14 protein-coding genes are annotated in these 19,460 nt (G+C 60.0%); 5 read left to right on the top strand and 9 right to left on the bottom strand.

What is annotated here, in order from left to right:
* Nucleotides 1-10: 10 nt before the first annotated feature.
* Nucleotides 11-2,083 carry a M10 family metallopeptidase C-terminal domain-containing protein gene (locus AB4072_RS08390; RefSeq protein WP_441967047.1) on the top strand — a complete coding sequence of 691 codons (2,073 nt, stop codon included), beginning with the start codon at nucleotides 11-13 and terminating at the stop codon, nucleotides 2,081-2,083.
* Nucleotides 2,084-2,568: 485 nt separating this feature from the next.
* Here the strand turns inward: AB4072_RS08390 and AB4072_RS08385 are convergent, their stop codons facing one another.
* Nucleotides 2,569-3,300, bottom strand: coding sequence for a phosphatase PAP2 family protein (locus tag AB4072_RS08385; RefSeq protein WP_441967045.1), 732 nt, complete (start codon nucleotides 3,298-3,300; stop codon nucleotides 2,569-2,571).
* A gap of 184 nt (nucleotides 3,301-3,484) precedes the next feature.
* Nucleotides 3,485-6,022: a cell cycle histidine kinase CckA gene (cckA, locus tag AB4072_RS08380; protein ID WP_441967043.1), complete on the bottom strand. Its 2,538-nt coding sequence runs from the start codon at nucleotides 6,020-6,022 to the stop codon at nucleotides 3,485-3,487.
* 399 nt (nucleotides 6,023-6,421) lie between these two features.
* Here cckA and AB4072_RS08375 point away from each other — a divergent pair, with 399 nt between their 5' ends.
* Nucleotides 6,422-7,648, top strand: coding sequence for a hypothetical protein (locus AB4072_RS08375; protein ID WP_441967041.1), 1,227 nt, complete (start codon nucleotides 6,422-6,424; stop codon nucleotides 7,646-7,648).
* A gap of 178 nt (nucleotides 7,649-7,826) precedes the next feature.
* Here AB4072_RS08375 and dksA read toward each other — a convergent pair whose 3' ends face one another.
* The 7 genes from dksA to AB4072_RS08340 all read right to left on the bottom strand — a co-directional run bounded on the left by dksA (nucleotide 7,827) and on the right by AB4072_RS08340 (nucleotide 15,171).
* Nucleotides 7,827-8,246: an RNA polymerase-binding protein DksA gene (gene dksA, locus AB4072_RS08370; RefSeq protein WP_441967039.1), complete on the bottom strand. Its 420-nt coding sequence runs from the start codon at nucleotides 8,244-8,246 to the stop codon at nucleotides 7,827-7,829.
* A gap of 182 nt (nucleotides 8,247-8,428) precedes the next feature.
* Entirely contained in the window at nucleotides 8,429-9,457 is a 1,029-nt protein-coding gene (locus tag AB4072_RS08365; protein WP_441967037.1) for a hypothetical protein, read from the bottom strand.
* On the bottom strand, nucleotides 9,432-10,805 hold the full coding sequence (locus AB4072_RS08360; protein WP_441967036.1) for an MBOAT family O-acyltransferase: 1,374 nt from the start codon (nucleotides 10,803-10,805) through the stop codon (nucleotides 9,432-9,434). Before AB4072_RS08360 ends, AB4072_RS08365 begins: the two co-directional genes overlap by 26 nt.
* An 84-nt stretch (nucleotides 10,806-10,889) precedes the next feature.
* Nucleotides 10,890-11,885 (bottom strand): YcjF family protein, encoded by a 996-nt coding sequence (locus tag AB4072_RS08355; RefSeq protein ID WP_441967034.1) that lies wholly within the window; start codon nucleotides 11,883-11,885, stop codon nucleotides 10,890-10,892.
* Nucleotides 11,882-13,330, bottom strand: coding sequence for a YcjX family protein (locus AB4072_RS08350; protein WP_441967033.1), 1,449 nt, complete (start codon nucleotides 13,328-13,330; stop codon nucleotides 11,882-11,884). The genes AB4072_RS08355 and AB4072_RS08350 overlap by 4 nt, the downstream gene beginning before the upstream one ends.
* A gap of 64 nt (nucleotides 13,331-13,394) precedes the next feature.
* Nucleotides 13,395-14,423, bottom strand: coding sequence for a hypothetical protein (locus AB4072_RS08345; protein WP_441967031.1), 1,029 nt, complete (start codon nucleotides 14,421-14,423; stop codon nucleotides 13,395-13,397).
* A gap of 223 nt (nucleotides 14,424-14,646) precedes the next feature.
* Entirely contained in the window at nucleotides 14,647-15,171 is a 525-nt protein-coding gene (locus tag AB4072_RS08340; protein WP_441967030.1) for a SixA phosphatase family protein, read from the bottom strand.
* Nucleotides 15,172-15,398: 227 nt separating this feature from the next.
* Here AB4072_RS08340 and AB4072_RS08335 point away from each other — a divergent pair, with 227 nt between their 5' ends.
* The 3 genes from AB4072_RS08335 to AB4072_RS08325 all read left to right on the top strand — a co-directional run bounded on the left by AB4072_RS08335 (nucleotide 15,399) and on the right by AB4072_RS08325 (nucleotide 19,427).
* The gene (locus AB4072_RS08335; protein ID WP_441967029.1) at nucleotides 15,399-16,685 is read left to right on the top strand and encodes a cystathionine gamma-synthase family protein; all 1,287 of its coding nucleotides are present in this window, start codon (nucleotides 15,399-15,401) and stop codon (nucleotides 16,683-16,685) included.
* A gap of 128 nt (nucleotides 16,686-16,813) precedes the next feature.
* Nucleotides 16,814-18,631, top strand: a complete 1,818-nt coding sequence (locus AB4072_RS08330; RefSeq protein WP_441967027.1) for a cation:proton antiporter domain-containing protein — start codon at nucleotides 16,814-16,816, stop codon at nucleotides 18,629-18,631.
* A 205-nt stretch (nucleotides 18,632-18,836) separates the two neighbouring features.
* Complete coding sequence (locus tag AB4072_RS08325; protein ID WP_441967025.1) at nucleotides 18,837-19,427, top strand: hypothetical protein; 591 nt, start codon at nucleotides 18,837-18,839, stop codon at nucleotides 19,425-19,427.
* The last annotated feature ends 33 nt before the right edge of the window (nucleotides 19,428-19,460 follow it).

Genomic DNA, 19,460 nt, shown 5'->3' with positions numbered 1-19,460 from the left:
AGTTACCACGATGGCCATTCCCGGTTCAATTGCCGCAACCGGCGTTCAGAACATCGATGCCCTGTTGAGCGGATACCGATGGCTGGCTTCAATTTCCGCCCTCAGCTACAGCTTTCCGGACAGCAAGAACGACTATGAGACGGGGTATCCGGAGGCGAGCGCTCTCGATTTCGGGGCGGTCTCGTTTGATCAGATACAGGCCGCCCGTTACGTCCTCGAAGGATGGAGCCCTTATGTGGGCGGCCCGAGAATGGGGATGACCTCATTCGAGCAGGTCACCAATGCCATTGTTTACGATGCGGGCTTCAATGGCGCGGACGTTCGTATCGCAAGATCTAGCGATGCCGATCCAACGGCTTATGCTTATCTACCAATGAACGACTCCTGGGGTGGCGATCTCTGGTTCGGCACGAGCCACGATTACTCTTTCCCCGTGGTAGGGAACTACGAATACCACACGATGATCCATGAACTCGGGCATGCCCTGGGTCTCAAGCATGGACACACTGGGGGCGGCGTTTCCGACGTCGCGCTCGAACCCGATTACGACTCCATGGAGTTTTCTGTGATGACGTACCGGTCCTATGTCGGACAGGCGGTCGCTGAATATACCAATGGCGAATTCGATTTCGCCCAAACCTTCATGATGTTGGACATCGCCGCCTTGCAGGAGATGTATGGCGCCAACTACACGACGAATGCCGGGCCGACCATATACAAATGGGATCCGCAGACAGGGGAGTGTTTCGTCAACGGAGTCGGCCAGGGGAAACCGGGCGCAAATCGTGTGTTCATGACCGTTTGGGATGGCGGGGGGGCCGACACCTACGACTTTTCATCTTATGGCGATAATCTAACCATTGATCTTGCTCCAGGGAGCTGGTGTGTCCTGCCTCTTGCGCAAACGGCTTATCTTGGAAATGGCACCTATGCTCGTGGCAGCGTGTTCAATGCTCTTCAATATCACGGGCTTTCTCTCTCCCTGATTGAGAACGCAATAGGAGGTTCCGGCAACGATTTAATTGAGGGCAACTCCGGTTTTAATATTCTATCTGGCGGAGCCGGGGACGACACACTCTTCGGCGGTGGTGGCGTCGATACTCTCGATGGTGGAAGCGGGATCAACACTGCTCTCTTCTCCGGCGCGAAGAGCGATTATAAAATTTTCGAGAACTATGACGGCACGTTTACCGTAACCGATCAACGCTTCGATGGTGACGGCGCAGTCACCGTAAAAAATATAAAATTTGGGCAATTCAGGGATCAGACCTTTACTTTTGAGAGAAACAAAGCGCCTACATCCGTTTCTTTATCAAATAATACAATTTACAAAGATGCTCCCCCAGGCACAATTATAGGGACTATTGCTGGTATTGATCCAAACGGTGACGCGCTAACCTATAGCCTTATCGGAGACGCCCAAGGGCTCTTTCGAGTCGACGGTGATAAACTGGTTCTCGCAAAGTCGCTTGCCAACGAAATTGTGGCGTCTCATTTCATCGCGCTATGGGCGACCGATCCGTCGGGAGCTTGGACCTATAATTACGTCGCGATCCAGACTATTGCTGCGCCACCCCTTCCACCTACCCCCTCTCTGGTCCTGAGAGGAGGATCCGGTAGTGATCAACTGACCGGTGATGCCGGAGATGATACGATCTACGGCTATGGCGGGAACGATGTCCTTTACGGCGGCCCCGGTCATGACAAGCTCTATGGCGGCTCTGGAAAGGACACACTCGCAGGCGGGACCGAGCAAGACACTTTCGTTTTCAATACCAAGCTCGGTTCGAAGACGAATGTGGACAGGATTATCGATTTTTCCGTAAGGGATGATTCGATTTGGCTCGAAAATGCGATTTTCAGGGCGGTGGGGAAAGGCTCTTCGTCAAAACCCCTAGTGTTATCTAAGAGCGCTTTCTGTGTCGGAACAAAGGCTCATGACGACACGGACCGTATTATATACAATAATAAGAAAGGTTATTTGTACTATGATGCGGACGGTTCAGGGGAAGGCGCGGCAGTATTATTCGCAATACTACCAAAAAACTTGAAGCTGACGTATAAAGATTTTTACGTAATATAAGTTTATTCTTATAGTTGGGCGACAATCCGAGCCATGGCCCTATCACCACCCCGCTGATAGCCCTTTCGCGGACCTTGGGATGTTTCCTCAAGGATCTGAAGGCCACGGGTTTCATCAAGGCGTAAAAGCTTCCAACCGGCCCGTTCTCCGCTGACGCTACCGCCCCGGACCTGCCATACCCTCATTATGGCATTTCCATCGGCGGTGTATCCGCATGCGTGAACCTCGACGACGCGAAGATAACCATCATATCGGATTTCCAGGCAGCGCTTCGAGCTGAGCGCATCCACCGCAATTTGAATGTGCATCCGTGGTCCCCATATCGAGGCACAATCGAACCATCGCGGCGCCTAAAAGTCGAGCTTAGGCTTAGAGAAAACGGCAAGTACGGACGCCAAAGCCGAACCACGGTCAGAAATGGCTCACATCAACCACTTTCGCTATACCCCTTTTCGTTCTCACAACACTATTATATTTTATGGCCTTTACAAGGTTCGGTGGATCAACCACTCGGCCAATTCCCGGCCTATTTTGCGGACGTCGTCGAACAGGGTGACGATCTGGTACGAGAGTACGAAACTGGCGGCGTAGAAAAGTCCGGACTGGGCTTTCTCGAAGCGTAGTGCAGGCCCAGTCAGGAATCTCGCCACGACACCGCTCCGGCTGACGAAATAGGCCATCGCGATGCCGACCAGCGCCCCACCGACGGCATCGCTCGTGTAGTGCCAACCCGCGAAAACACGCGGCAGGCAGACGACGAGAACCGCCCATAGGAAGGCCACGACAGCCCAGCGCCGCGAAATAAAGAAAATCGCCGTCGCTATGGCAAAGGCTTGGGCAGCGTGATCACTCGGGAAAGAGCTCCAGTTTTCCATGATGTCGTGGTTGATTCCCAACGGCCAAACGAAGTCCAGCCCCGGAGAGTGGACCGGTCGCGGACGCGTCGGCACCACGTCCTGGATCAGGCGGGAAAAAGCGACAGCAGCCAGCATCGCAATGAAGGCCCCAATGACGCCGCCTCGGTCCTTTTCGTTGGCACCCTCTCTGAACCAGAGAAACCAGAGCAGTGTGATAAGGGGGAGAAATTTGACGGTGTTGAGATTGAGAAATCCGATGACGAACTTGTTCATGAAAGGGGAGATCTGCCCGGCGTCGCTGAAAAAGCGGACAACCGTCACGTCGAGCTGGCCGACATAGCCCAAGATCGTCTCGCCCATGGCGCGATTTCCCCAACCCAAACGGAAGAACTCGCACCGGACCGAGCGTCGCCACGACGATACCAGCCCTGATGGAAGATCTGTCCCCACTAAGTGTCTAATGCGAAACATGACGTTTCGTAAGATCACCTTGCGCCGATAGCGCAGTCTTCCCGCATGTTTCAGTCGACGAAGCTAACTTTTCTCAGCGCTCTACCACCTGTTTCACGAGTTCGACCAATTGGCGGAGGCTGAAAGGCTTGGGCAGGAAGTTGAACTCCTCGCCTTCGGGGAGATTCTTCTTGAAGGCGTCCTCCGCGTAGCCGGAGACGAAGATGACCTTCAGATCGGGATAGCGCTTCCGCAATTCGCCGAGCAGCGTCGGGCCGTCCATTTCCGGCATGACTACGTCGGACACGACGAGATCGACCGGGACACCACGCTCGTCCATAATCTGCAATGCCTCGACGCCAGAGGCGGCCTCCAGCACCGTGTAGCCTCGCGCGGACAGTGCCCGCGCATTCACGGCGCGCACGGGATCTTCGTCCTCCACGAGAAGGATGATGCCTTGGCCGGTCATGTCGGCCGCCGGCTTTTTCACGCTTTCCGGTTTTACCTCTTCGGCTGGCGCTTGAGCTTCGGGGATATGCCGCGGGAGGTAGATGCGGAACGTCGTGCCCTGCCCGATCTTGGAATCGACATCGATGAAGCCGCCCGATTGCTTGATGATGCCGAAGACGGTGGAGAGGCCGAGGCCGGTTCCCTTGCCGATTTCCTTGGTGGTGAAGAAGGGCTCGAAAACCTTCTCCAGAATGTCCGGCGTCATGCCCGTACCGCTGTCCGAGACTTCGACCAGCACGTAATCGGCCGGCGTCATGCCGCTGACCTTGAGGCGGGCCGCTTCATGCGCGGACACATTCGCCGTGCGGATCGCGAGTTTGCCGCCACCCGGCATGGCGTCGCGTGCATTGACCGCCATATTGACGATCACCTGCTCGAACTGGTTCACGTCAGCCTTCACGAACCACAATTCGCGACCGTGGTTGAGATCGAGCTGAACCCGCTCGCCGAGCAGGCGCTTCAGGAGCATGGACAGATCGTAGAGGCGGTCATTGAGGTTCAGCACCTCGGGCCGCAATGTCTGCCGACGGGAGAAGGCCAGCAGTTGACGCACCAGGCTCGCGGCCCGGTTCGCATTCTGCTTGATCTGCATGATGTCCTGGAAGGATGGATCGGTCGGCCTGTGGTTGCTCAGGAGGAGATCGCTGTAGCCGATGATGGCCTGAAGCACGTTGTTGAAATCGTGGGCCACGCCGCCGGCAAGCTGACCGACGGCGTTCATTTTCTGAGACTGCGCCAGTTGCTCCTCGACCCGGCGGAAATCGGTCGTGTCGAGAGCGTAGAGAACCGCGTTCTCGTCATCTGAATCCGCATCGCTGACGGGCGTAATCCAGATCCGCACCGATTTGTCGCCCTCGCCCGCCGCATGCAGTTCGAGCGGCTGGATCTCCCCCTGCCCCTCCGCAGCCGCTTTGAGCGCAGCAGCAACTTGGGCACCCTCGCCTTCGCGGAAGGCCGAGGCGATCAGCGGCCCATCCACGACCTCGCCTGTGCGAGGGAGCGTTCCGAAGAGTTTCGTGAACGGCACATTCGCCTGAACCAGGCGGCCTGACCGGTTCACGGTCGCGATGGCAATCGGCGTGTTGTTGAAGAAGCGGGCGAACCTTACCTCAGCCGCCCGTTGCCCCTCGTCCACATGCAGGCTGGGCGAGCGGTTGAGAACGAGCGTGCGCGACGCACCCATGCGCCCATCATGACCGAAGGCAATGCGGTGATAGAGGCGCACGGGCAGGAATTGACCGTTGCGGCGGCGCAAATCGAAATCGAAAGTCTCCGTCCGTACGCTACCGGGCTCGCCGGTAAACGAGGTCATCATGGCGACCACGTTACGCGGCACGATGTCGGACAGGTTCAGTCCTCCCGAGCCGACCTGCGCGAGATCATAATCGAGCCACGAGGCCAAAGTGGCGTTGAGATAGATGATCGCCCCATTCGGATCGATGGAGAGGAAACCAGCCGGAGCGTGATCGAGATAGTCGATGGCGTGCTGGAGCTCCTGAAAGACATTCTCCTGCCGTTCACGCTCGTGCGTGACATCGGCCACGGTCCACAGAGTCGCGGGTCGTCCATTGGGCCGCTCGAGCCGGCGAACGCGAATGCGATACCAGCCGAATTCGTGTGCCCGATCGAGAGAGGGCGAAAGTCTGACCTCCTCGCTCGCAGTGCGCTTCTCGCGTGCCGCGAGGGCCAAGCGATAGATTGCCTCGGAAACCTCCGGAGCGCCGGTGAAAAGCCGCTCCACCGGGCGTACTTCATCCGCGTCGGCACTTGCCGACAAGGCGAGATAGGCGTCGTTGACGTAGGTAATGCGGCCGTCGCTTTCCACCACGACCAGCCCCTCGCCCGATGTGTCGGCGATGACCTTGGTGATGTCCGGGCGAGCGGATCTGCCCGAGAACTGGATGACGCCGATAGCAACGGCGAACAGAAAAAACACTCCGGCCATGGCGAAGAAGGCGAGGAGCGCGAGGATAAGCGGCTGCGCCTGATCGTTGCCCAGGAAGCGTAGACCCAGGATCGCGGCCACCAGAAGAGCGGCAAGCAACAGAACCAGCCCGGTATGGCCGGGACGATCAGACCGATCGATCGGTGCGCCGGGTGACGTATCGCCGTCTTGTGCCATGAAGTTCCCACGTCCTTGACAGTTGAATGGTTATGCCGAACGACACCTTGGGCTGCAAGCGCGTGCGACTTCCCGCCCGGTCTATTGGCCCAACAGCGACAGGCTGATCACCCAGTCTCCGGGCATAATGCCGAAGCTTTAACATCTTCCTTCGCGATGTCCCTGGGGCGTGGAAGGCAACAAAGTTGTCAACATCCCGAGGCTCCGCCGAAGATCGGCTCAAAAAAGCCAAGAATTGCCTGTTCCAAGCCATATTCTTTCATATGGGTAACATCGAACCCAGTGTGTCAGGAAATAGCGTTAACCATTCATTTACCTCTTTTGCCCGTTTCGACAGGCAATGTGCTAAAAACCTCCGAACGGTCCTCTTTGGACCTCCACAACGCTTGAGAGTTCATCGTGTTGTCTCAGTTTGGCATTGAAGGATCACGGGCTGCCCAGTACGTCATCGCCTTTGCGATCATTCTGGCCCTGGTCCTGCTTTTTGCTTGGGTTTTACGCCGGTTGACCGGCGGTCGGCTTCTGTTGCCCGGCCAGGATCGTGGCCGCTCGCGCCAGCCGCGGCTCGGCGTCGTCGATGTCTACGATCTCGACCGCCAGCGCCAACTCATCCTTTTGCGCCGCGACAATGTCGAGCACTTGCTGCTCGTGGGCGGCCTCAACGACGTCGTGATCGAGACCAATATCGTCCGCGTCGCTGGTGCTCGTCCGAACGTCCCGAGCGAGCCCGTCATCGAGCGGCCCGAGCCGGTTCTGGAGCCCGCGCAACGTCCACAGATCGATCAGACGTCCCGTCCGAACATCGAGGCGCAGCTTGCAGCCCAACTCGGCGCCTTCATCCGCCGTCCATCGGAGGAATCTGATGCCGAGCAGGAATTGGCACCTGTCGCTTCCGTAAGCGCGCCTGTTACGTCGCAACCGATGCCCACCCATGTGGAGCCTGTCCTCAAGCCGACGCACGTGGAGCCGATATTGACCGCGAGCCGCGCCGAGTCGCTTTCGCGCCCCGTTCATCCGAGCTTCGAACCCAAGCTACCCGAACCTCCGGCGCCTCGACCTGAGCCGCGCGTCGTCGCACCGCCGCCTCCTCCTGCTCCACCGGTGTTTCGTGCGCCCCAACCGACCCCGCCGGTTCCTCCTGAGCCCGTTGCACTCGGTGGTCAGCGCGTCCCCGACGCCTTGATTCTGTCGGACATGGCAAAACAGCTTGAGGAAGCCCTGAAGCGTCCGGCGGCTCCTGTTTCTTCTGCTCCTCAACCTGCTCCCGTTTACGAGCCTGCGATCGAGGAAGTGGAGGAGGAGACCGTCGAAATCGAAATTGATCGAACGGAGATTTCCGAGACGCATGTGATCCCACGCCAGGAATGGCCGCTCGAAGAGCCTGCGATCGAGGAAGAAGTCGAACCTCAGATGCGTGAGGAAGAAGAAGCCCATCCTTCCCCGGCGCCAGTCGAGCAGCCCCGCGCTGCGGAGCAGCAGCCTGCACCCAAGGCGCCGACTGAAGCTCAACCAGCCCCCGCCCCCGCCGCGCCGCGGACGTCGGTCGACCCCTTCTCGGTCGAAGAAATCGAAGCTGAGTTCGCGCGCCTCCTCGGCCGCTCGACGGATACAGGCAGTAAGGGCTGATCCGGTATCGAAACATGCAAATAAAAAGGGCTCCGGTGACGGAGCCCTTTTCGTTTTTAAGATAGAGCATGATCAGAACAAAGTGAAAACCGGTTGTTCGCCCGGATCATACGGCATCATAAAGAATCGAGAGTTTGATCCTGTTTCAATCTGAACCGATCAAACTCTAGTACCGACTTTAATCGTCCCGGTGGACTCGCTCGTTGCGCTCGTGGCGCTCTTGAGCCTCCAAGGACAAAGTGGCAATCGGCCGGGCTTCCAGGCGTTTGAGGGAGATCGGTTCGCCCGTCTCCTCGCAATACCCGTAGGAACCATCGTCGATTCGGGCCATGGCCGCGTCGATCTTGGCGATCAGCTTGCGCTGGCGGTCCCGGGCGCGAAGTTCGATGGCGCGATCCGTCTCGGATGAAGCCCTGTCGGCTAGATCTGGATGGTTCTCGCTTTCGCTCTGAAGGGCAGCAAGGGTTTCCTGCGCTTCCCGCAGGATATCCCCTTTCCACCGGATCAACTTGCGCCGGAAATATTCCCGTTGCCGCTCATTCATGAAGGGCTCGTCATCGGTCGGACGATAACCCTCATCTATTACGGTGTTCGTCATATGGGCCGTTCAATCCCCGTGAACTGTGCGGCCCCTATATATGGCGGGAGGGCCGACGACAACGCGTTCCGTGTCACCCATTCAACCAATTCGATATGTTGTTTTGCTTATTTTCGGGGCAGAAACGGCTCAACTCCGACCAAAGAACGATTTGCCGCACCCAAATTCCTAGAGCCTGATCTCTAACGCAGGCGCTGTAGAGCCGCCGCCACATCCGCCTCGACCTTCTGGGCGATGGGCAGGCGATAATGGGTCAGGTCGAAATAGAGATTCGGATCCCTGTTCTCGTCCCGATCGACCCGCCAATCGATCACGGTCGACTTTGGATGCCCTTCGATGGCCGCCCGTAAAGCCGCTTTGCAGGCCTGATCGGTATAGGCCCTGATCGTTTTGGGCGGCGGCAGGTAATTCTTGTAGTTCGGCGGGAAGACAAGAACGACAGCGAGATCCGTCGACATGCCAGAGACGACCTCTTGTAGTTTGGTTGCCACCGGGAACGCCCTTTTTCCCTTCACCGGATCGGAGGGCAGCATGTCCTTGTCGACTTCGGGACGGTTCTCCAGCCGCTTCCGCAGAATGGGATCCGTCGCATAGCCGAGGTCGAGATAATTCGGCTCGTAATTCCAGTACCCATCCTGGCGGGCGCGTTCAGCCTTGGCGCCGAAGACGTATCCAAGACGACGGGGCACCTCTTCGAGAATGTCGTAGCGGACCAGGCCCTTGGCGTAGTCGAAGGCATTCGCGCTGAAGAGCCAGAACGGGAACGGCTTTGTGTTCGGCATCGCCGGATCCTGCCCGCACCAGCTCTCGTCCGCGCTGATCACGAGGGCTTTGGCGGGCTCCTGACGGTGCCGGAGAAACCAGTCGATGATGACGAACTGCTCCTTCGGCCCGGAGGCTGGAACGGACAGTTGAACGAAATCGAGACCCGTCGTCTCCTTCAGCCGCTCCGGCGAAAGAAGCTGGATATGGGAATTCCCGATGATCGCCGCGTCGAAGGCCTGGTCACGGCCTCGGCTTGGGGCGGCGGTGCGAGGGCCTTGCGGGCGCACGCCTGCTTTGGCGAACAGAGACGACCGCCCCGTATCGTACGGATCGACAGCGTAAGCGACGGCAACGATGCCGCAGAGAACCACAATGGCGGTGGCGACAAACGTGCGGACGAACCGCCGCCAATGTCCCGCGTCAGAACTGGAAATAGATGAATTCATAGTTTGCATCATCGCCAATTTTGAACAGGACGATCACGAAGAGGATCGCGAAAGAAACCGCGATCCAGCGCCTCGGTGGCAGTTTATGAATAAGCGCCCACGCTGTTGGCCCGATCGTCGCCACAGCCGCCGCTAGAGCGATCGCCCGCCATTTGAAGCTCGCACCGACCGCACCGAGGCCGAAAAGGCCCTCATAGATCCGCAGAGCTCCTTCGAAAGTCGTGGCGCGGAAGAGCACCCAGGTCAGCATGACGAACACGAAGGTCAGCGCCCAACCCACAAGGTTCGGCATCGACAGCCCGGCCTTGCGCCAGAGCACCCCGACGCAAAGGCCAAGACCATGCGCCGCGCCCCAGGCGACGAAGGTCAGCCCTGCCCCGTGCCACAAACCGCCCAAAGCCATGGTCGCAAAAAGTGCCGCAAGCTGAAGAACGAGACCACGCCGGTTTCCGCCAAGGGCGATGTAGAGATAGTCGCGCAGGAACCGCGACAGGGTCATGTGCCAGCGCCTCCAGAAATCCTGCAGCGAGACCGAGCGATACGGCACATCGAAGTTCTGCGGCAGCACGATGCCGAACAGGAGCGCGAGGCCGAGCGCCATGTCCGTATAGCCGGAAAAATCGAAATAGATCTGGAAGGTGAAGCCGAGGGTCGCCTGCCACGCCTCGATCATGGTCACGGCCTTGCCGGCATCGGCGGCCTGGAAGATCGGGTTGGCATACTCGGCAAGCTGATCGCCGATGAAAACCTTCTTCGCCAAACCCGCCACGAGGAGCAGCAGACCACGCGCAAACCGCTCGGCGGCGTCATGACGCTGATAGGGCCGCTCGTCGAGCTGGTGCATGATCTCGCTCCAGCGCACCAGAGGGCCGGCGAGAACCTGCGGAAAGAAGGCGATGTAGAGTGCGTAGCGGACGAGATCGTAGCGGGGCGCTTTCCCGGCCCGCAGATCCGTCAGGTACATGATGTGGTGGAAGGTGAAGAACGAGATGCCAAGCGGCAGGGCGATATCGTATTTCGGCGCGTGAAGGCCAGGGATCAGGCTCGCCAGATCGGCGAAGAAATTGAAGTATTTGAAAATCGCCAGAACGGCCAGATTGACCACGATGGCGATGGTCACCAGCCCTCCGCGCTTCGACTTCAAAAAAGCCTGCGCGATCAACCAGTTGACCAGAATCGAGGCCAGGAGAAGCGGCACGAAACGCCAATCCCAATAGCCGTAGAAGACGAAGGAAAGGCCGACCAGCAGCGGCAACCGCCATTCGGGGCGAAAACGCTCGACCAGCCAGTGCGTCAGAAGCGCGACCGGAAGGAAGGCGAAAAGGAAAATGAATGAGTTGAAAAGCATCGAGGCGGGAGCGTGATCGAGCGGCGAACGGCGCTCTCGTCCGCGCCTGACGGGCCGCTGTTGTGGGGTAAGGCGATGCTTACGTCAACCTTGGGGAGTAGCAGCCGCCTCGGCCCGGCTCACCAATTCGCCCGCCACATCCCCGATCCTGGGTGTGTCTTCGCGGATGAAAGGCAAAGGACGACAGACCGCGATAGCCGCGAGGCCGAACCGCGCGGTCATGAGCCCGTTCAAGACGCCCTCCCCCAGTTTCGCGGAAATGCGGGCCGCAAGCCCGAGGCCCAGAACCTGCTGCATGAGACTATCGCCGACCGCCATGCCGCCTGTGACGGCGAGGTGATTGAAGGCGGCCTTGGCGAGTCTCAGGAAGCCGAACAGGCCCGGCCGCCCGCCGTAAATGCGCGCAAGCGTCCGCAGAAGCCGCACGGCAGCGAAAATCACGAAAGCGACATCCACGATGGCCCGCGGACTGACCGCCGTAACGAGCGAAACCTGTTTCGCTGCCGCCGCAATGGCGCGTTTGGCCTGGGCATCAAGGGGGGAGAGAAGTTCGCGCTCGGCGATGGCGAGGCGGTCGTCGGCGTCGATAATCTCGTCGTCGAGATTCCTGAGCCTCGCCCTGCCCTGTGCGGCGCTCGCACGGGTATCGTAGAGAGCGACGAGGTCCGCGACGATGGTCTTAGCGGCCTGATGGTCCTTGACGGAGAGCGCATCCAGTGCCGCTTCCCGCAATCTTTCGATCTTCTTTTCGCGCCAGATCCCGGCGGCCTCTCTGCCGACGATGGCGAGGAAGGCGAGCGCGGCGAGCAGAGTCAGCCCAAGCGCGACCCACCCCAACCATGGCGCGATGACATAAAGATCGGCGATCAGCTTCTCGATCCCCAGGCCGAGACCGAGCATGAGCAGACCGGAAAGGGCCGAGACCAGAATGCCGACCCAAGGGGCCCGGCGTTTCTCGCCCATGGGGACGACGACTCCGTCCGCCGCTTCAATAGCGTCAAAAGGCTCGTCCACCACCTCGATGGAGCCGCTCGCCACATCCGGGGCGTCGAGACGGAAAGCGCGGGGTCGGCGGGTCATGTGAGGCGGTCCCCCAGCAGAAATTCGAGTGCACGGTCGAGGCGGATATGCGGCATCTTGGCCATGCGACCCGCCGCATCGACCGGCAGTTTCGGCGGTCTGAACCTTGGGAAGCGGAAGGAGCCGGGCGGAATTTCGCCCTGAAACACAGCCTCTGCCACCTCTGGCAATTCGCCCGGAAAGACCGCCGCTTCGGTTTCCCCGTCGAAAACCTCGCCATCGACGATCTCACTCGCCTCGGGCGTTCCTGCGACAGCCTTCAGGGCCTCCCGGCCTTCGCGGACAGTCGTCTCACGGGTGGCGCGAACGGAGGCCAGCGCTACCGTGCCGACCCGTGCGCCCGCCGCCTCGGTCCGCCGCGCTGCGCGGTTCACGAGAAGGCGCAGGATCGCCTCGAGCCGGTCATGATCGGTGTGGTGGATATGATCCGCCTTCGTGGCGGCAAAGAGCACCCGGTCGGCCCGGGGAGAAAACAGGCGGGACAGAAGGGTGTTCCGCCCTGTCCGAAACGCGATGAGCACCTGATCGAGCGCTTCTTCCAGTTCCGCGAGAGCGACGGGACCAGCATCGATGGCGGCGAGCACGTCCACGAGAACGATCTGGCGGTCGATGCGCTGAAAGTGGTTGCGGAAAAACGGCTTCACCACGTGAGTCTTATAAGCCTCATAGCGCCGCTCCATCAGCGCGGCGAAACTCCCCGGCGGGATGGCCCGACCGGCCGGCAGATCGAGGGGCGCGAAGGTCAGCGCGGGCGAACCTTCGAGATCACCGGGCATGAGGAAGCGTCCCGGCGGGGTCGTCGCCACCGATTCCGAGCCAGACCTCAGAATTGTCAGATACGCCTTGAAATCCTCGCTTGCCTTTGCGGCGAGGATTTCATCTGGCGGACCGAACGGATCGAGGTTCTTCAGGCTCGCATGCCAAGGGGCCGCAAGCTCGGCTCTCCCCGGTCTTCGACTTGCTTCCAGGGTGCGGTGCGACCATTCCGCATAAGAGGTCTCGATAAGCGCGAGATCAAGCAGCCACTCGCCGGGATAATCGACGATATCGAGAGCCAGCGACGCGGGACCCGAGCGCCAGCCCGCCTTGCGTTCGTATTCCAGATCGACCCGCAATTCGCTGATCCGGTTGGTGGAACGCGGCCATTGCCGGGCTATGGTCAGCGCCTCCAGGTGTTCCTCATAGGGAAAACGCGGCACGGCATCGTCGGGCTGGTGGGCCAAATAGGCGCGACGGAGACGCCCCTCGGCGGAGGCGCGGAAAGCGGGAAGGTTCGTGCCACGTGTCAGGTGGTGAACGAGTGAGGTCGTGAAGACCGTCTTGCCCGAGCGCGCGAGCCCCGTCACGCCGACGCGAATCGAGGGCTGGACGAGTTGACCGGAGGCCTCCCAAAGCGATTGCGCGGCCGATCCGGCACGGGAAGCGAGATTGGTGATGCGGGACACGGACGCGAACCTCTCAAGTCAAGCTTGAAGGTGGGGCGCCGGCGGCCCGGCTGCAAGGCGTGCCTCAATGGCCCTCTTCCTTCAACGATGCGCCGCGCAGTGCCGAAACCCTAGCCGTGGCACGCTCAATGGCGCCCCCGACAAGCTCGGGATCAGCCCGCAGCATGCCGAGTTCGAAGCCCGACATGGCAAGCATGACAGGCATCAGGTTCGGCAACGGAACACCCTCGGCTGTGAAAAGCTTCAGATCGTCGTTCGGGCCGAGACCAAGGCCCTCGACCATCTGCTGCGCATAGTTGCGAAGTCTCCCCTCATCCGGTGCGCAAGATGTCGCCGAGGCAACCTTCGCGGGCGCTGGGGCCGTTGGCTTGGCCTGCGCGACGACACTGCGCATGGGTGTCCGGGCGATTTGCTTCGACTTGGAGGGCTCCACGATGCCCACGCCGACAGCAATCGCCGGAACCCCATAGGCAGGACCCGAACGGGGAATAATTTTCACGCGGGGAATGACAATGGAGACCCGGCCCGCCGGCCGCCCGCCCTTCGGCCCTTCAGCGGTGAACTTCACCTGATGCGCGGCGAGATAACGTGCCCGCAGCGTGTTGCCGATGCCCCTGACCGCAAGCATCATGCCGCCAAAACCGGTCGCACCGCACTCCGGCGGTGCCCAGCGGCGCACGATATCGAGGGCGGATTTGCGGTTGAACTCGAGGTAATACCGGCGCAGCAGCATGGCGGCGGCGTCCGCGCCTCGTTCAGCGGAGACGAACCCCACATGGCCCTCCCCGTCCTTGCCGATCTCGCCGTCCCAGCGCGCGCTCTTGATGCACCAATAGTTATTGAGTTTGACGCAACGTGTAACGACGGGGCGTTCGACACCGAAAAAGGTGGCAAAAACGATCATCGGGCTCGGCCCCAACGCATCGACGGCCTGCGACCGCCAGTTGGAAACCTGCCGCGCATCGGCCTCGTAGCGCGCCTCGACAATCTCGGCTCTGACCTCGACAGGTCTACGTACGGATGCATGGGGCCCGAGCCCGCTGAGAGCGGCATTTCCGGCCATCACGAATGCCATCAGGGTCTCAGTCAACATCGGCCACTTTCCCACACACCCGCCGGAGAGGACGAGGCCATCTCGTCGAAAGATAGGCAGCCTAACTCTGATGGCTACATTGTGCGGTGTCGCACAATGCGCTGAATCACCTAGCACTCTAAGTCATTCGTGATCTGAAGCTTCTATCGATTGTAATTAAGGTCAGAGGGGATCGTTGGGTCCTCTCTGGCTTTGGAGCAGGCTGTTGGACGCTCCTATTTCCCTAGTCGTCTCCGTCGAAGCCAAGGTCCTGCGGGGTTACGAAACGGTCCAAAGTCCCGCCGCCAAAAGCGACTTCATCCCACGTCTCAATGTCGAAATCGATGACAGCCAACGCCGTCGTCGGGTATTTATGCCGCATTCGAATCTGGGCTTCCCTCTTGCCGTGCCCTGCCAGCAGGGTGGCAAGCTCCTCGCAACCCGGATTGTGACATACAACCATAAGGCTTGAATTCTCGGGCTCCGTCTGCTGCACGACCGCAAGAAGCTGCAAAGCGTAGGCAGCGTAAAGCCCTGGATGAAATTCAACCTCGACTTTGCCGAGCGCAGGTTGAACCAGATCCCACGTCTCGCGCGTTCGCAGCGACGGGGATACGAGGGCAAGATCGGGTATCAGACCTTCGCTCCGCAAGTAGACGCCCATCCGCGCCGCCGCTTCCCGACCCCGCTTTGCGAGCGGACGATCGATATCGAGGACGCCCTGGGGCGAAGACGCCTTGGCGTGACGAAGGAGAAGAAGTCTCAGCATGAATGACATCCTGCCACGGTCAAAGCCTCAGGTCACCCTCGGTTCGGCGCCCTTCGCGCCTTGCGATGAAGGCTGGCTTTTTCGAACAGAGCATCCTGCTCGTTCTTCAGGAGCGCTCTTCGCTCCCACGCGATCATTCTGTGAATGAGGCAGCCTATGCGCATGACACGCCTTGGGGCAATCGTCGCTCTCGTCTATGCTCTACCGAAAATTGAGGATCGAGGATTATGACGCAGGACCGCTACCACAAGGACCGCATCGGCAATCGCAAGCTGAAGCCGGAGACGTTGATGCTCGGCTACGGCTACGATCCGACCTTGTCGGAAGGTGCCGTGAAGCCGCCGGTCTTCCTCACCTCCACCTTCGTGTTCACCAGTGCCGAACACGGCAAAGAATTCTTCGATTACGTCGCCGGCCGCCGCGAACCGCCGAAGGGCGAAGCGGCGGGGCTGGTCTATTCCCGGTTCAATCACCCGAACGCCGAAATTGTCGAGGACCGGCTTGCAATCTTCGAAGAGGCGGAGGCCGGGCTCCTCTTTTCCTCCGGCATGTCAGCCATCGCGACGACGATTCTCGCCTTCGCCAAGCCCGGCGACGCGATCTTGCATTCTCAGCCGCTCTATGGCGGCACCGAGACATTGATTGCCAAGACGCTGGCGAATCTCGGCATCAAGGCAGCCGGCTTCGGCGATGGCGTCGACGAGGCAAGCGTTCGCGCCGCCGCGAAAGAGGCGATGGCCAAAGGCCGCGTCTCCGTGATCATGATCGAGTCGCCCTCCAATCCGCTGAATACGCTGGTGGATGTGGCGCTCATGAAGCGAGTCGCCGACGATATTGCGAAGGAGCAGGGTCACCGCCCGGTCATCGTCTGCGACAACACGCTTCTCGGCCCGCTCTATCAAAAGCCTCTGCGCAACGGCGCGGATATTTCCGTTTATTCGCTGACCAAGTATGTAGGCGGCCATTCGGATCTGATCGCGGGCGCCGCGCTCGGTTCGAAAGAGCAAATGAAAACCGTGCGCCTGCTGCGTTCGGCCATCGGCACGCAACTCGATCCGCATTCCTGCTGGATGATCGGCCGCTCGCTCGAAACTCTGGCGCTGCGTATGAAAGAGGCTAATCGCAACGCAGAGATCGTAGCGAAATTCCTGAGCGAGCACCCCAAGGTCACCAAGGTTCACCACCTCGCCTATCTGCCGAAGGACTCAGCCGCACAGAAAGTCTATGAGGCGCAGAGCGAAGCACCCGGCTCGACCTTCTCGTTCGACGTGAAGGGTGGAGAAGCGGAAGCGTTCAAGGTGCTGAATGCGCTCCAGGTGTTCAAGCTGGCGGTCAGCTTGGGCGGTACGGAATCGCTCACCTGCCATCCGGCCTCAACCACCCATTCCGGCGTGCCGAAGGAAACCCGCGACAGGCTGGGCGTCACCGACGCCACGATCCGTGTTTCCATTGGTATCGAACACCCAGACGATCTGGTGGCTGATCTGTCGCAGGCGTTGCAAACGCTCGGATAGAGCTACTTCGATAAGATCCTGATTGTCAGGCATGCGCCGCTTGCACGACATTCGTGCAAGCGATTGCGCGTAAGTGCTTGCGCTTGCATCCGGTTTCAAACCATCATGCGTGGAATCGGACAAATCAGATGGCAACCGCAGTCGACCTGTACTCTTATCAGGAGCCTATCCTTTTTCTCGCGACGGCGGCCATTGTCGTCCCTCTCTTTCATCGCTTGAAAATCAGCCCCGTACTCGGGTTTCTCGGCGCAGGCGCGTTGCTTGGCCCCTTCGGCCTCGGACAATGGGTGAAAGAACAACCTTGGCTCGACTGGATCACGCTGACCAATCCCGAGCGGGTTTCTCACATCGCCGAATTTGGTGTGGTCTTCCTACTTTTTACCATCGGTCTCGAACTGTCCTGGAAGCGTCTGCGTAACCTGCGCCGTCTCGTATTCGGGTTCGGCTTTCTGCAGGTTCTTCTGTGCACCGTCGCGCTTGGCGCATTGGCGTTCACGTCGTTTCATTCCGTTACGGCAGCTGTTCTTGTCGGGCTTGCGCTCGCGTTGTCCTCGACGGCCATCGTTCTCCCGGTTTTGACCGAACAAAAGAGACTGAATGCTCCGGCGGGACGTGTCAGCTTCTCGGCGCTGCTTTTTCAGGATCTCGCCGTTGCACCGATCCTCTTTGCAATCGCGACGTTGGATACGAGCCGCCCCGAAGTGACCATGTCGTCCTTCGCGATGCTGGTTCTCCAGGCCGCGTTGGCCCTGTTCCTTCTTGTCGGCCTCGGACGACTGGTGCTGCGCCCATTCTTCAAGCTCGTCACCGCTATGAAGAGCCCGGAATTCTTCATGGCCGCGTGTCTTCTGGTCGTGATGGTCACAAGCCTTGCCGCCGCCGCGACCGGGCTCTCCATGGCTCTGGGAGCATTCATTGCGGGACTGCTTCTGGCTGAGACCGAATACCGTCGCGCCATCGATGCGATGATCCAGCCCTTCAAAGGGCTCCTGCTCGGCGTGTTCTTCATGTCGGTCGGCATGAAGCTCGATCTCTCGCATCTGGATGCGATGCCCAAGCAAATCCTCGCGGCGGCCGCTTTGATCGTGCTGATCAAGGGGGCGATCATCATGGGCCTCGGGCGCCTCGCCTTCGGCTTCAGCACAGCCGTTGCCGCTGAGACGGGCTTTCTGCTGGGCCCCGGCGGCGAATTCGGCCTCGTCATCCTCGGAGAAGCCATCGCCGCCGGATTGCTGCCGAAGGATATGGGGCAAAATCTTCTGCTCATCACGACCCTGACGATGATTGTCGTTCCCGTCATGGCGCGTTTGGGCCGCAAGCTCAGTCGCTCCTTGGAAGATCCCCGCGCACTCAGTCCGGAAGCCAAGGTGCCACCGCCGGCCGACGAGATCGGTCGCGTTATCGTCGCCGGATATGGCCGTGTCGGCCAATTGGTAGGAGAGATGCTGGAGCGCCACAACGTGCCCTATCTCGCCCTCGACCTCGACCCATCGCGGGTCGCGGCTCAGCGAAAAGCCGGCAAACCGGTCTTTTTCGGAGACGGCTCCTATCCCGAATTTCTGCGTGCCTGCGGCATCGAAAACGCGCGGGCTCTCGTCGTCACGCTCGACACCCACGCCTCCATCGAGGCTGTGGTGGCCGCCGCGCGGCACGAACGGGAAGATCTCACCATCGTCGCTCGGGCGAAAGATGCACGACATGCGGCGGAACTCTACGAACACGGCGTCGACGATGCCGTGCCGGAGACCATCGAAGCCTCGCTCCAATTAACCGAAGCGGTTCTTGCCGATATCGGCGTGCCCATGGGCCTCGTCATCGCCTCGATCCATGAACGGCGGGATGAGTTCCGCAAGGAACTCAAGCAAAGCCATCGTCGGGGCGATCCGGAGCGCACGGAATTCCGCAGTCGCCGAACGGTCGGGAAATACGCTGAATCGAAGTCCTGATCTTCGGGACGCTCCGCCGGTACTGCGAGGTTCCAGCCTTCGCCGCGTTGCCGCAGCAAAAACTCCCCTGTCGCTTCGGGAATTCTGATGCGGCAGATCTTCGCAGAGCGAAATATCTCCTGGGTGGCCCGATGAGTCTTTCGACACGCTTTTCGCGAGGTTCAACCCGGTCTATGGATCTCGACCGGTCAAGGATCTGAGCTCAATGGATGCGCCCAAGCGGGAAACCGCCCTCACCTATACGCATAATCCGCGCCCCATCGGCTCGCCGGTCTCCTTCACATTGAAAGGAGACCGCCTGACCGTCGATTCAGGACGCAAGGTGCACGAGGTGCGCCTGGACGCCGTGGAGGCCGTGCGGATTTCCTACGAGCCAGGCCGGTTCGGGCAAAAGGCCTTCCGAACGACGGTGCGGATGGTCGACGGCAAGACATTCCGGTTTTCGTCGCTCAGTTGGAAAAGTCTCGTGGAAGCCGAGCAGCTCAACGACGGGTATCGGGCCTTTGTACGAGGCCTTTGCGAAGCGATATCCCGTGCAGCTCCCAAAGCGCGCTTTCTTGCGGGACGCCCATTCCTATTCTGGGCGGCCAACGCGGCGCTGGCAGGCTTATGTCTCTTGGCCATGGCTATGCTGATCTGGCGGGCTTTGCAAAACAACGCAATGAGTCTCGCCCTTGTCGGCGCGCTCTTTGCCGGAATTTGCGTCTGGCAATTGGAGCCGATCATCCGCCTCAACAGGCCCCGGCCGTTCCAGGCCGGAGCACTGCCACAGGAACTTTTACCTCCGGTCGCTTAGAGCATGATCAGAACAAGTGGAAACCGGTTGTTC

Origin of the sequence: Microvirga sp. 2MCAF38, from assembly GCF_052115485.1 — a bacterium.
Taxonomy (GTDB): Bacteria; Pseudomonadota; Alphaproteobacteria; order Rhizobiales; family Beijerinckiaceae; genus Microvirga.
This window is presented reverse-complemented; position numbering and strand designations above follow the sequence as displayed.

Bases quoted from the DNA above. Each gene is read 5' to 3' on its own strand.
- AB4072_RS08345 (WP_441967031.1), bottom strand. From the start codon at position 14,423: ATGTTGACTGAGACCCTGATGGCATTCGTGATGGCCGGAAATGCCGCT.
- AB4072_RS08390 (WP_441967047.1), top strand. From the start codon at position 11: ATGGCCATTCCCGGTTCAATTGCCGCAACCGGCGTTCAGAACATCGAT.
- AB4072_RS08330 (WP_441967027.1), top strand. From the start codon at position 16,814: ATGGCAACCGCAGTCGACCTGTACTCTTATCAGGAGCCTATCCTTTTT.
- AB4072_RS08385 (WP_441967045.1), bottom strand. From the start codon at position 3,300: ATGGGCGAGACGATCTTGGGCTATGTCGGCCAGCTCGACGTGACGGTT.
- AB4072_RS08355 (WP_441967034.1), bottom strand. From the start codon at position 11,885: ATGACCCGCCGACCCCGCGCTTTCCGTCTCGACGCCCCGGATGTGGCG.
- AB4072_RS08360 (WP_441967036.1), bottom strand. From the start codon at position 10,805: ATGCTTTTCAACTCATTCATTTTCCTTTTCGCCTTCCTTCCGGTCGCG.
- AB4072_RS08335 (WP_441967029.1), top strand. From the start codon at position 15,399: ATGACGCAGGACCGCTACCACAAGGACCGCATCGGCAATCGCAAGCTG.
- AB4072_RS08325 (WP_441967025.1), top strand. From the start codon at position 18,837: ATGGATGCGCCCAAGCGGGAAACCGCCCTCACCTATACGCATAATCCG.
- AB4072_RS08365 (WP_441967037.1), bottom strand. From the start codon at position 9,457: ATGAATTCATCTATTTCCAGTTCTGACGCGGGACATTGGCGGCGGTTC.
- dksA (WP_441967039.1), bottom strand. From the start codon at position 8,246: ATGACGAACACCGTAATAGATGAGGGTTATCGTCCGACCGATGACGAG.
- cckA (WP_441967043.1), bottom strand. From the start codon at position 6,022: ATGGCACAAGACGGCGATACGTCACCCGGCGCACCGATCGATCGGTCT.
- AB4072_RS08340 (WP_441967030.1), bottom strand. From the start codon at position 15,171: ATGCTGAGACTTCTTCTCCTTCGTCACGCCAAGGCGTCTTCGCCCCAG.